Annotated in this window: 12 protein-coding genes; 5 read left to right on the forward strand and 7 right to left on the reverse strand. The window is 64.0% G+C overall.

What is annotated here, in order from left to right; translation table 11 throughout:
* Positions 1–181: 181 nt before the first annotated feature.
* Positions 182–1,150 (reverse strand): pyridoxal-phosphate dependent enzyme, encoded by a 969-nt coding sequence (locus JG746_RS19950; protein WP_202354356.1) that lies wholly within the window; start codon positions 1,148–1,150, stop codon positions 182–184.
* On the reverse strand, positions 1,147–1,920 hold the full coding sequence (locus JG746_RS19955; RefSeq protein ID WP_202354357.1) for a GntR family transcriptional regulator: 774 nt from the start codon (positions 1,918–1,920) through the stop codon (positions 1,147–1,149). Before JG746_RS19955 ends, JG746_RS19950 begins: the two co-directional genes overlap by 4 nt.
* Before the next feature lie 152 nt (positions 1,921–2,072).
* Here JG746_RS19955 and JG746_RS19960 point away from each other — a divergent pair, with 152 nt between their 5' ends.
* Genes JG746_RS19960 through kynU form a run of 4 tightly spaced genes read left to right on the forward strand, consistent with a single transcriptional unit; the run spans position 2,073 to position 6,091 of the window.
* Positions 2,073–3,059, forward strand: coding sequence for an ABC transporter substrate-binding protein (locus JG746_RS19960; protein WP_202354358.1), 987 nt, complete (start codon positions 2,073–2,075; stop codon positions 3,057–3,059).
* A gap of 56 nt (positions 3,060–3,115) precedes the next feature.
* Positions 3,116–3,895, forward strand: a complete 780-nt coding sequence (locus JG746_RS19965) for an ABC transporter ATP-binding protein (RefSeq protein WP_202354359.1) — start codon at positions 3,116–3,118, stop codon at positions 3,893–3,895.
* Positions 3,896–3,900: 5 nt separating this feature from the next.
* Positions 3,901–4,824, forward strand: coding sequence for an ABC transporter permease (locus JG746_RS19970; protein WP_202354360.1), 924 nt, complete (start codon positions 3,901–3,903; stop codon positions 4,822–4,824).
* Between the two features lie 19 nt (positions 4,825–4,843).
* Positions 4,844–6,091, forward strand: coding sequence for a kynureninase (gene kynU, locus JG746_RS19975; RefSeq protein WP_202354361.1), 1,248 nt, complete (start codon positions 4,844–4,846; stop codon positions 6,089–6,091).
* 4 nt (positions 6,092–6,095) lie between these two features.
* Here the strand turns inward: kynU and kynA are convergent, their stop codons facing one another.
* Together kynA and JG746_RS19985 are read right to left on the reverse strand one after the other, a co-directional pair.
* Complete coding sequence (gene kynA / locus JG746_RS19980; protein WP_244730338.1) at positions 6,096–6,932, reverse strand: tryptophan 2,3-dioxygenase; 837 nt, start codon at positions 6,930–6,932, stop codon at positions 6,096–6,098.
* Positions 6,929–8,554: an AMP-binding protein gene (locus tag JG746_RS19985; protein WP_202354362.1), complete on the reverse strand. Its 1,626-nt coding sequence runs from the start codon at positions 8,552–8,554 to the stop codon at positions 6,929–6,931. The genes kynA and JG746_RS19985 overlap by 4 nt, the downstream gene beginning before the upstream one ends.
* Before the next feature lie 310 nt (positions 8,555–8,864).
* On the opposite strand from JG746_RS19985, the gene JG746_RS19990 reads away from it, so the two are divergent.
* Positions 8,865–9,695 (forward strand): alpha/beta hydrolase, encoded by an 831-nt coding sequence (locus JG746_RS19990; RefSeq protein WP_202354363.1) that lies wholly within the window; start codon positions 8,865–8,867, stop codon positions 9,693–9,695.
* Positions 9,696–9,735: 40 nt separating this feature from the next.
* Here the strand turns inward: JG746_RS19990 and JG746_RS19995 are convergent, their stop codons facing one another.
* The 3 genes from JG746_RS19995 to trpC are packed head-to-tail and all read right to left on the reverse strand — an operon-like array spanning position 9,736 to position 12,238.
* The gene (locus JG746_RS19995) at positions 9,736–10,941 is read right to left on the reverse strand and encodes a molybdopterin molybdotransferase MoeA (protein ID WP_202354364.1); all 1,206 of its coding nucleotides are present in this window, start codon (positions 10,939–10,941) and stop codon (positions 9,736–9,738) included.
* Entirely contained in the window at positions 10,941–11,423 is a 483-nt protein-coding gene (gene moaC, locus JG746_RS20000) for a cyclic pyranopterin monophosphate synthase MoaC (RefSeq protein WP_202354365.1), read from the reverse strand. Before moaC ends, JG746_RS19995 begins: the two co-directional genes overlap by 1 nt.
* 2 nt (positions 11,424–11,425) lie before the next feature.
* Positions 11,426–12,238 (reverse strand): indole-3-glycerol phosphate synthase TrpC, encoded by an 813-nt coding sequence (gene trpC, locus JG746_RS20005; RefSeq protein ID WP_202354366.1) that lies wholly within the window; start codon positions 12,236–12,238, stop codon positions 11,426–11,428.
* Positions 12,239–12,241 lie beyond the last annotated feature (3 nt).

Here is a 12,241-nt window from a genome sequence, read left to right on the forward strand (position 1 = left end):
CGGCACATGCATTGAAATTATTTTGGTTAATGGCCTGTGGCCTACCCCAGGGTGCGCTTTGGCATCAGGCGTTTGAGAGGCGTCCGCGGGGCGAATTTGAACGGTGTATCGATCCATTTCCAGCGGAACGAAACGAAACCAAAACGCCAACCATCGCTGGCTATCCGGGAATAGAACGCATTCAGGCTTCCGGCACCGCGCCGGCCAATACCTGCGCATAGGCGCCGGCATCGATATTGCCGCCGGAGATAACGCAGACAACATTGCCCGTTGCGTGCTCGCTGCGCAGAGCGGCGGCGAGCGAGGCGGCACCGGCACCTTCGGCCACGATCTTTGCCTTCGAGAACAACAGGCGCATCGCTTCCGTGACCTGCTCGAGACTGACGGCAATGGCGCCGTCGATCAGCTGATTTGCCAATGGCCAAAGGCCGGGCACCAACGATGGGCCGCCGATGCTCTTGATGAAGGAGGGACGCGTCTTAATCTCGACAATGCGTCCGGCCGCCAACGCCGCCGTGACCGGAGCCGCGTTTTCGTCCTCGACCGCAAACACCTTGGCCTGGCCTCGCATCGCCTTGACCGCACTGGCGACGCCTGACGTCATGCTTCCCCCGCCATAGGGTGTCAGGACGCAATCGACATCGGGCAGATCTTCGACAATCTCCAGGCCAATGGTTCCGTTGCCGGCAAGCACCGCCTGATCGGTGACCGGGTTCACGAGAAGCTCGGCGCCATCGGGCCGTTCGGTTCCGACTATGTAGCGCCACCATGTCTCGTGCGAGACGAAACGCACGTCGCCACCAAGGCGGCGGACCCCGTCGATCTTGGTCCGGGGTGCGTCGGCATACATGTAGGCGGCCATCGGAACGCCAAGCGCTCTTGCCGCCCAGGCCATTCCATAGGCCATGTTGCCGGAACTGATGGTCGACACGCCGTGCCTGAGTTCATCGGCGTCGCGGCAAAGCAAGGCGTTGAGCGCCGGCCTGATCTTGAAGGCGCCGATGGGCGACAATGTCTCGAGCTTGAGAAATATAAGCTGATCGGGCCGGCCGAGATCAGTGCGCAGCAGCGGCGTGCGCGGCAGCCAGGCGCGCAGCCGGTCACGGGCCGCGACGATCTCGTCAAGTGTCGGACGCCGCGGCAGCGTCATCCGGAAACCGCTTTCAGACTGCCAGCGCGTGCGGCGTAGGTGTTGGCGCCGTTGTCTTCGCTGTGGACATAGACATGAAGCGTGTAGCCGATATGCGCCGTCATCAGCGCCTTTGCCCGCTCGACGTCGCGATCGAGCGCCGCTTCCATGATCGCGGTGTGATGCTCGATCGCGATCGCCTCGCGCAAGGCGTCCATTGCCTCGCCATAGCCATCCTTGAGGCCGGCCGCCGCCCGCAATGTCGGCGCCAGGCCGAGAAACCGATGATGCCGCCGCAACTGATCGGCGATCGTCGAGCGGAAGCGCAAAAGCCAGTTGGATGTCGCCGCGCTGAGCAGCGCCGCGTGGAAGGCCTCGTGGCTCTCGTCCCATTTGTCGACGGCCGCATCGGAAGGGTCGTCGACCGCGGTCTTGCAACGGGAGAGCCGGTAGTGGGCGGTGACGACCGCGTCCTCCCATTCCCTGCCGCCATTCGCGATCGATTCCAGGAACAGCGGCATTTCGACAACCATCCGCGCGCGCGCCAGGTCCTCGAGCTCGGTGCGCGACACGGGGGCGACGGTAAAGCCGCGATTGCTGATGGCGGTGACCAGGCGCTCGGCTTCTAGGCGGGACAGGGCTTCCCGCAGAGGCGTCCAGCCGACGCCGTATGTGCCGCGCAGCGCGCTCAGCTTGAGGGGCGCCCCCGGCATGAGACGGGTGGTGAGGATATCGCGCCGCAGCAACTGATAGGCCGCCTCGGTCTTCGTGGAACTGTTCTGATCCTGCATCGCCGTCCGTCCATCACCAGGCTTGCAAAAATTATATATCATGGGGAGGCATGGCAAGAATTATATATAATGTTTGACACATGGCGAGGTACTGACCATGATCGCCGCAGTTGCCGCCTGTGAGCGGCGCTGATCAAATCTGGGAGGAAATGATGTTGAAGTCGAAGTCCGCTTGGCTGTCGGGATTGGCCCTGGCAGGCGCATTGATGGTCAGCGCCGGCAGCGCCGCGGCTGATCAGATACGCATCGGCATCGCCAATTTCGGCGAGCATCCGCAGCTCAACGCCGCCATAGCCGGCTTCAAGAAGGCATTGACGGACTACGGTTTTGCCGAGGGCAAGGACGTCGTATATACCGAAAGCCACACCAATTTCGATGCATCGCTGGTGCCGCAAATGATCGCCAAGCTGCAGGCCGAGCAGCCCAAGCTGATCTACACCATCACTACGCCCGTCTCGCAGATCGCCAAGAAGGCGCTCGCTGGTTCCGGCATTCCAATCGTTTTCGCCGCGGTCACCGATCCGGTGGCGGCCAAGTTGGTGCCGTCATGGGACGCCGGCGACGACGGCATGACCGGCGCCAGCGATCTGCAGGATGTCGCCGCGGTGATGGCCTTCACCAAGAAGCTGCTGCCGAACGCCAAGCGCTTGGGCGTGCCTTACAATCCAGGCGAGGCCAATGACGTTGCCCTGATCGAAAAGATCAAGGCAGCGGCGCCCGCCGCCGGCTTCGAAGTCGTGGAAGTCGGCGTCGACAACGTCAATGACATCCAGCAGCGCATCGCTTCGCTCGCCGGCAAGGTCGACGTGATCTACGGCCCGGCTTCGAACCTGATCCAGCCAGCGATCGCTGCCGTCTCCGCGGCTGCCCGCCAGGCCGGTATCCCGGTCGTCAACTCCGACGACAGCGCGGTCCGCAACGGCACCGTGCCGGCAAGCTTCGCGGTCAACTACACGCAGGTCGGCATCAACGCCGGCAACATCGCCGCCGAGATCCTCAAGGGCAAGGATCCCAAGACGATCGCGCCGTCGCGCCCGGCCTACAAGGATCATATGGCAACGATTTCCCGCAAGGCGATGGCCGCGTTCGGCATCGAGATACCGGCTTCGATGGCCGATTGCGGCTGCATCGTCGACTGATATCGGGCTAAGGGGTGACGGCGTTGGCGCCGTCACCCTTCAGCCAGGGAGGAACGATGCTCGATATCCGCTCCGCGCGCAAAGTATTCTACAAGGGCCAGGCCGACGAGAAGGTCGCGCTGGACGGCCTCAGCCTGTCATTGGCCACCGGCGAGTTCGGCATCGTCATCGGCTCCAACGGCGCCGGCAAGAGCAGCATGCTCAACGCCATTTCCGGAGCTCTCGTCCTGGATTCCGGCAAGATCCTGATCAACGGCGCCGACGTGACAGCCATGCCGGTGTACAAGCGCGCCACAAGACTGGCGCGTGTCTTCCAGGACCCGATGCGCGGCACCGCCGCCAGCATGACCGTGGCGGAGAACATGCTGCTGGCCGATCTGCGCAGCCAGAAACGCACGCTGCGGCAAGGGCTGTACGCCACGCGGCTCGCGTCCTACAAGGAGCGCCTGGCGATATTGGGCCTCGGCCTTGAAAATCGTCTCGACACCCGCGTCGACCTGCTCTCGGGCGGGCAGCGGCAGTCGCTGTCGCTGATCATGGCGGTTGGCGGATCGCCTGACCTGCTGCTGCTCGACGAGCATACCGCGGCGCTCGATCCGCGCACGGCCGAGATCGTCATGCAGGCGACGGTGCGTGCCGTCAACGCGCTGAAGCTGACCACGCTGATGGTGACCCACAACATGCAGCACGCCGTCGACTATGGCAGCCGGGTGATCATGCTCGACGCGGGCCGGGTCCTGCTGGAGGTCACCGGCGAGGAGAAGGCAAGGGTCACGGTCATCGACCTGATCGGGCATTTTTCGGTCAAGACCGACCGCATGTTGCTGGCGAGCTGATCACCATGGGCTTTGTTCAGGAGGTTCTCACCAGCTTCGTCGCGATCATGCCGGTCACCCTGGCGCAGAGCCTGATCCTGGCCTTTGTCGTGCTCGGCATCATGATCCCGTTCCGCATGCTGAATTTCCCCGATCTGACCAGCGAAGGCGCCTTTCCGCTGGGCGGCTGCGTCTGCGGCGTGCTGCTGGCTGCCGGTGTATCGCCGCTGACCTGCATCGTCGTCGCATTCGCGGCGGGCTTCGCGGCGGGCTGCTGCACCGCCTTCATCCATCTGCGCTTCCGCATCCACACGCTGCTGGCCGGCATCCTGATGATGACGATGCTCTACAGCATCAACCTGCGCATCATGGGCAAGTCCAATCTCTCCGTCTTCGGCTCGCCCACCGTGTTCGACTGGGTGCCGTTGGCGCGGCCGGGTTTTCCGGCCAGCAAGATCGTCGTCGCCGGCCTTCTCGCGCTCATCGTCTTCGTGGCGCTCTACATGTTCTTCAGGACAGAGAAGGGGACCGCCGTGCGCGCTGTCGGCGCCAATCCCGACATGGCCGAGGCGCAGGGCATCAATGTCTGGGCGGCGACCATCGGCGGTGTTGGACTGGCGAGCGCGTTTTCGGCCTCGAGCGGCGCGCTGATGGTGCAGTCGCAGGGATTTGCCGACGTCAATATGGGACTGGGCATCCTGATCAACGGCCTGGCCGCGCTGATGATCGGCGAGGCGGTCGTCGGCAAGCAGACAGTCTGGCGCCAGCTGCTGGCGCCCTTTGCCGGCGCGATCATCTACTACCAGCTGGTGTCGTTCTGCCTCGCCGCCGGCATGCCGCCTCCCGACCTGAAGCTCGCCACGGGCCTGTTCGTGCTCGCCATGCTGGCTCTGCCCAGCCTCAAGCGCAGCCGGGGACCCGCACCGGCTCGCGAAGCCATCCGTGAATAATCAGGGAATGTCACAAATCATGCGTGCAACGATCGATCTCGCCGCAGTCGAAGCCATGGATGCGGCGGATCCGCTGCGTGCCATGCGCGACCGCTTCATCCTGCCGGAAGGTGTGATCTACCTCGATGGCAATTCGCTGGGTGCCGCGGCGCCCGCCGTCTTCAGCGAACTGCAGAAGGCGGCGACGCAGGAGTGGGCGCAGGACCTCATCCGCGCCTGGAACACCGCCGGCTGGTTCGACATGCCGGTCGCGCTTGGCGACCAGCTCGGACGTCTGATCGGCGCCGCTGCCGGCCAGACGGTGGTCTGCGACACGACCTCGATCAACATCTACAAGGTGCTGCATGCAGCCCTTGGCATGCGCCCGAACCGCTCGGTCATCGTCGCCGAGGGCGACAGTTTCCCGACCGATCTCTACATGGCCGAAGGCGTGGCCTCGACGCGGCCGGGCACGGTGCTGCGGCTCGAAGGCGTCGACGCGCCAACCATCGAAGAGCTGATCGATGAGCGCGTCGCGGTCATCCTGGTCAACCACGTCAACTACAAAACCGGACAATTGCGCGACATGGCCGCGCTGACATGCAAGGCCCATCAGGTCGGCGCGCTAATCGTCTGGGATCTCTGCCACACCGCCGGCGCATTGCCGGTCGAACTCGATGCCGCGAATGCCGATTTCGCCATCGGCTGCACCTACAAATATCTCAATGGCGGTCCGGGTGCGCCCGCCTTCATCTATGCCGCGAAGCGCCATCACGACGATGTCCATCAGCCGCTGAGCGGCTGGTGGGGCCATGCGCGGCCCTTTGCTTTCGAACAAAGCTACACTGCGGGCAGCGGCATCCGCCGGTTCCTGTGCGGCACGCAGCCGGTGCTGTCGATGCGGGCGCTGAAAGGGGCTCTGGACATCTGGGACGATGTCGACATGGCGGCGGTGCGCAAGAAGAGCATCGCGCTCACCGACCTGTTCATCCAGCTCGTCGAAGCCAGATGTGGCGCCCACGGCCTCGAACTCGAAGGTCCGCGCGACGGCAATGCGCGTGGCAGCCAGGTGTCGTTCCTCCACCCCAACGGCTACCAGGTGATGCGGGCCTTGATCGAGCGCGGCGTGATCGGCGATTTCCGTGCGCCGTCAACCATCCGCTTCGGCTTCACGCCGCTCTATGTCGGCTACAAGGACGTCTGGCAGGCGGTCGAGGTGCTTGAGAACATCCTGCGCACCGGCGCCTGGCAGGAAGCGCGTTTCGCGGTCAAGACGGCGGTTACCTGAGAAGTCAAAGCCGGGTGCGGACCGTCCACAGTTCGGGAAACAGCACGACCTCGAGCATCTTCTTGAGGTAGGAAGCGCCTGACGTGCCGCCGGTGCCGCGCTTCAGGCCGATGATGCGCTCCACCGTGGTGACATGGTTGAAGCGCCAGCGGCGGAAATAATCCTCGAAATCGACCAGCTTCTCGGCCAGTTCATAGAACATCCAGTAGCGCTGCGGATCGCGGTAGACGGTCTGCCAGGCGACCAGGACTTCTTCGTTTTCGCTGCGCGTCTCGCGCCAGTCCGTGCGCCTGGCGTCGGCGCCGATGTCGAACCCGTTGCGCGCCAGAAGCAGCAACGCTTCATCATAGAGCGACGGCTCGGCCAGGATCGCCTCCAGCTTGCCGCTGAGGTCCGGCCGGTGCTTGTGGGGGCCGAGCATCGCCAAATTGCGGTTGCCCGCCATGAACTCGATGGCGCGGTATTGCCAGGACTGGAAGCCGGAGGACTGGCCGAGCGCGTCGCGGAACTCGGTGTATTCGCTTGGCGTCATCGTGCGCAGCACGTCCCAGGCATTGTTGAGCTGCTCGAAAATGCGGGCGACACGCGACAGCATCTTGAAGCTCGGCTCCAGCCGGTCTGCGCGAATGGAGCGGATCGCGGCACCGATCTCGTGCAAAGCGAGCTTCATCCAGAGTTCCGAAGTCTGGTGCTGGATGATGAACAGCATCTCGTCATGCGCCGACGACAGCGGCGTCTGCGCGTCGAGCACTTTTTCCAGGTGCAGATAGTCGCTGTAGGACATGCGCTCCTTGAACGACATCTGTGCGCCTTCGGACGCCGGATCGTAGGGCTCGCTCAATTGATTTTCTCCGTGCGCAGCCGGAAACGCTGGATCTTGCCGGTCTGGGTCTTGGGCAAAGCGGCGATGAATTTGACCGAGCGTGGATATTTGTAGGGCGCGATCGTCGCCTTGACGTGGTCCTGCAGGCGCTTGACGGTCAGCGCGTCGGGCGCCACGCCTTGCACCAGCACGACATGCGCCTCGACGATCTGGCCGCGTTCGCCATCCTCGGCGCCGATGACGGCGCATTCGGCGACATCGGGATGCGACAGCAACGCCGCCTCGACTTCTGGCCCGGCAATGTTGTAGCCGGCGCTGACGATCATATCGTCGGAACGCGCGGCGAAATGGAAGAAGCCGTCCTCGTCCTGGGCGAACGTGTCGCCGGTCAGGTTCCAGCCGTCGCGGACATACTCCTTCTGCCTGTCGTCGGCCATGTAGCGGCAGCCGGTCGGGCCGCGCACCGCCAGCCGTCCGGTCTCGCCGCGCGGCACCTCGCGCATCGTGTCGTCGACGATGCGCGCCTCATAGCCGCCGACCGGCTTGCCGGTCGACGCAGGCTTCCTGTCGTCGAAACGGTTGGAGATGAAGATGTGCAGCATTTCGGTGGCGCCGATGCCGTCGAGGATCGGCTTGCCGGTCTTCTGCGTCCACTCTTCGAAGACTGGAGCCGGCAAGGTCTCGCCGGCCGAAACGGCGACGCGCAGCGATGAAAGATCGGCGCCTTCATCCATGGCCTTAAGCATGGCGCGATAAGCGGTCGGCGCGGTGAAAGAAATGGTCGCTTTGTAGGTCTCGATGATGTGGATCATGTTGGGTGGCGTTGCCTGCTCCAGCAACGTTGCCGCCGCGCCGAAGCGCAAGGGGAAGATGGCGAGGCCGCCAAGGCCGAAGGTGAAGGCGAGCGGCGGCGAGCCGACGAAAATGTCGTCCGGCGTCACCTGGAGGATTTCGCGGGCATAGGCGTCGGCGATGATCAGGAGGTCGCGGTGGAAATGCATGGTCGCCTTCGGCACGCCCGTCGTGCCGGAAGTGAAGCCGAGCAGGGCGACATCGTCGCGGCCGGTGTTGACGGCGGTGAAGGTGACCGGCTTGTCGAGCGCGGCGCGGTCGAGTTCGGCATCATGGTTGGCGGTGCCGTCAAAGCCGATCACCTGTTTCAGGAAAGCGCTGTCCTTGGCGCAGGCGGTCATCTCGTCCATCAGCCTGGTGTCGCAGAGCGCGATGGTGATTTCCGCCTTGTCGACGATCTTGGTGAGTTCGCCGGCGCGCAGCATCGGCATGGTGTTGACGACGACCGCGCCGACCTTGGTGGCGGCCAGCCAGCAGGCGACCATTGCCGGGTTGTTGGCGGAGCGGATCAGCACACGGTTGCCCGGCTTGACGCCGTAATTCTCGACCAGCGCGTGCGCCAGCCTGTTCGTCCAGTCGGACAGTTCCTTATAGGTGCGGCGGCGGCCATTGCCGATGAGGGCGGTGTGATCGCCAAGACCCTTCTCGACCAGCCTGTCGGTCAATTCGACGCCGGCGTTGAGACGTTCGGGGTAGTCGAAGCCGTCGAGCAGGAAATCCGGCCATTGATCCGGCGGCGGCAGGTGATCGCGCGTGAACGTGTCGATATGCGCTGAAGGCCCAAGCATGTCGCCGCCATCCCATTTGCTGCCTGGCCGATGCTCGAAGCACGCGTCCCAGGTGGTGGATATGAAGTTCCCGTCTTTTCGCGAGAGGCTTCGTGCAGCCAGTTACACCTGTTCGGCGACGCACCGCAGGGCGGGCATCCGCAGGTTTGGACGGCACAGCAGACCTCCCATTGTCGGCTGTTCTTCGGGGAGGATCGCACCAGTCGAAATTTGTTTCAAGCCTAAAATGTTTTTGCCCTGACGCATTGACGCATGGCATGGTGACAGCCATTGCTAGCGCCAAACGGATGCGCTTTTGGGGAGGGTGCCAGTGCCTAGACATCGCATAGCCGATTGGAACAACGCCTACGCCAACGGCGCCAACATCGCCGGCAGCGATCGTTGGCCGGCCGCCTGGGCAGAACCGGCACAGGCGTTTCGCGACGCGCTGTCGGCTGAGGGGCGAGCACGCATCGATGTCGCCTATGGCGAGCGACCGCGCAATCGCTTCGATCTTTTCCTTCCCAAAGATTCGCCAAAGGGCCTCGTCGTGTTCATCCATGGCGGTTACTGGATGGAGTCCGACAAGAGCGATTGGTCCCATCTTGCAAATGGCGCGGTCAGCAGCGGTTTCGCAGTGGCGATGCCATCCTACACGCAGTGCCCGGACATACGCATCGCGGGTATCGTCCGCGAAATCGGCGCGGCGATCGAAAAAGTGGCGGCCATGGTCGACGGACCGCTGATGTTGACCGGACATTCGGCCGGCGGCCATCTCGCCAGCCGCATGGTGACCACAACGACGCCGTTAGCCGCCAATGTGGCCAAGCGCATACGCCACGTCGTCTCGATTTCAGGCCTGCATGACCTGCGCCCGCTGATGCGCACCGGCATGAATGCGGCGCTGGCAATCGACGAGGCTGAAGCCCAGGCCGAGAGCCCGGCGCTGCTGCGGCCCCAGGACGGCGCCCGCATCACCTGCTGGGCCGGCGGCGGCGAGCGTTCCGAGTTCCTGCGCCAGAATGCTCTGCTGGCCAATATCTGGACCGGCCTCGGCGCTACCACCAGCTGCGTGGTCGAGCCCGACCGGCATCACTACGACATTGTCGATGGCCTCGCCGATCCGGTGCATGCGCTGACGCGGACCCTGATCTCGGAATAGCGGATATTTATGTATTATCAGCTACTTATGTGGCTGATCTTCAGCGCAGCATCAGCACGCTGCAGGAATCTCCGGCAGCGGATGCAGGGGCAAATGGCGCTCGCACGATGAGGCCATTGGCATCGGCCAGCATCCTCAGCATGGACGAATCCTGGATGCTGAACGGCGTCGCCACCAGTCCGCCATCGTCTTCCCTGATCACCGCCCGCACATAATCCTGGCGCAGATCATTGGCCAGCATTGCGGCGCCCAATCGTGCTTGGCGTATGTCCTGGCGATGATCGCGGCCGCCGAGCCTTGCCAGAAGCGGCTTCAGGAACAATTGCGAGCAGACCAGGCTTGCCACCGGATTGCCGGGCAGGCCGATGCACCTGATAGCGCCGAGGCGCCCAAACATCAGCGGCTTGCCGGGGCGCATGGCGATCTTCCAGAAGCCGAGCGTCATGCCTTCGCCGGTCAGCACGTCATGGATAAGATCGTGGTCGCCGACCGAGGCGCCGCCAAGCGTGACGATGACATCCGCACCGGCCGCGACCGCCTTTTTGACCAGCGCGGCGATGGCGCCCTTGCGGTCGGCGGCAATGCCGAGATCGAGCGCGCGAGCGCCGACCGATTGCGCGGCGGCGGCAACGCCGTAGGCGTTGGATGAGATGATCTGGTCCGGTCCGAGCTCGCTGCCGGGCGGCAACAACTCGTCGCCGGTGGCGATGATGGCGACCAGCGGCCGTTTGACCACGCTCACTCTGGGGTGGTTGGCCGATGCCGTCAGCGAGAGCGCTGCCGGGTCGAGCAGGCGGCCTCTTTCAAGCAGGACGTCGCCTTTGGAAAAGTCGAGGCCGATGCGGCGGATGTTGCGCCACTCCGCCGTCGGTTCGATCACTTCGATCTCACCGCCGCCGATATCCCGGACGTTTTCCTGGATGACGATGGTGTCGGCGCCTTCAGGCAGCGGCGCGCCGGTGAAGATGCGCACCGCCTGGCGCTCGCCGACGGTGCCGTCAAAGCCGCGCCCGGCGGGCGCCATGCCGATGACCGAGAGTTTCGATGGCACGGACGCCACGTCGGCGGTGCGGACCGCGTAACCATCCATGGCCGAGGCATTGAAGGGCGGCTGGGTGCGCAGTGCCGCGACAGGCTCCGCCAACACGCGATCGACCGCCTCGAAGAGAGAAACGCTTTCGCCCGCCAGGGGTGCCGCACCATCCAGCAGGCGCTCGAGCGCCTCCGACACAGGAACCAGCGCCATCAGGCGCCCACCTTGTAGTCGACGGACTTGCCACCGGTCTTTTCGACCAGCCGGATGCCGGAGATGACCATGGCGCGGTCCACGGCCTTGGCCATGTCATAGATAGTCAGGCAGGCAACGGAAGCTGCGGTCAGCGCCTCCATCTCGACGCCGGTCTTGCCGGTGACGCGCGCCAATGCCGTGACTTTCAAGCCCGGCAGCGCATGGTCGGGCTCGATGTCGACGGAAACCTTGGTCAAGAGCAGCGGATGGCAGAGCGGGATCAGCTCATGCGTCTTCTTCGCCGCCATGATACCGGCGATGCGCGCGGTGCCGAGCACATCACCCTTCTTGGCGTTGCCGGCAAGGATGGTTTTCAGCGTCTCGGGCTGCATCGAGACGAAACCTTCGGCGATCGCCGTGCGGGTCGTTTCTTGCTTGTCGCCGACATCGACCATATTGGCCTCGCCCTGCGCGCCGAGATGGGTGAGGGCCGATGTCATCGTCAGATGGCCTCGGCCAAAGCCTTACCCGTCAGCAGGATACGGGTCGCCGCGGTGACATCTTCCTGCCGCATCAGGCTCTCACCGACAAGGAAGGTGCCGATGTCCTTCTTCTGCAGCCTGAGGCAGTCATCATGGGTGAAGATGCCGCTCTCACTGACCAGCAAGCGGTCGGCCGGCACCATCGTTGCCAGCCGCTCGGAGGTTTCGAGGCTGGTCTCGAACGTTCTCAGATTACGGTTGTTGATACCGATCAGCCGCGACGACAGCTTTAGCGCGCGTTGCGTCTCGGCTTCATCATGTACCTCGATCAGCGCATCCATGCCGAGTTCGAACGCAGTCGCTTCCAACTCGCTCGCCAGGGCATCGTCGACGCTGGCCATGATGATCAGAATGGCGTCCGCGCCCCAGGCGCGCGCCTCATAGACCTGATAGGGATCGAACAGGAAATCCTTGCGCAGCGCGGGCAGGGCGACGGCTGCCCGTGCCCTGGTGAGGAATTCCGGCGCGCCCTGGAAGGACGGCGCATCGGTCAATACCGAAAGACAGGCTGCGCCGCCCTGTTGATAGGCCCGCGCCAGCGCCGGTGGATCGAAATCGGCACGAATCAACCCTTTGGAGGGGCTCGCCTTTTTGATTTCGGCGATCAGGGCGAAGCGGCCCGATCTGCGCTTGGCCTCCAGTGCGGCGAGAAAACCGCGTGGCGCGTCGGCGTTCTTCGCCCGCGCCTTGATCTCGACCAGCGGTATCAGTGCCTTGGCCGCCGCGATCTCGTCGCGCTTGTAGGCCTCGATCTTGCGCAGAATGTCAGACACGGT

The sequence above is a fragment of the Mesorhizobium sp. 113-3-3 genome (assembly GCF_016756495.1).
Lineage (GTDB): Bacteria > Pseudomonadota > Alphaproteobacteria > Rhizobiales > Rhizobiaceae > Mesorhizobium.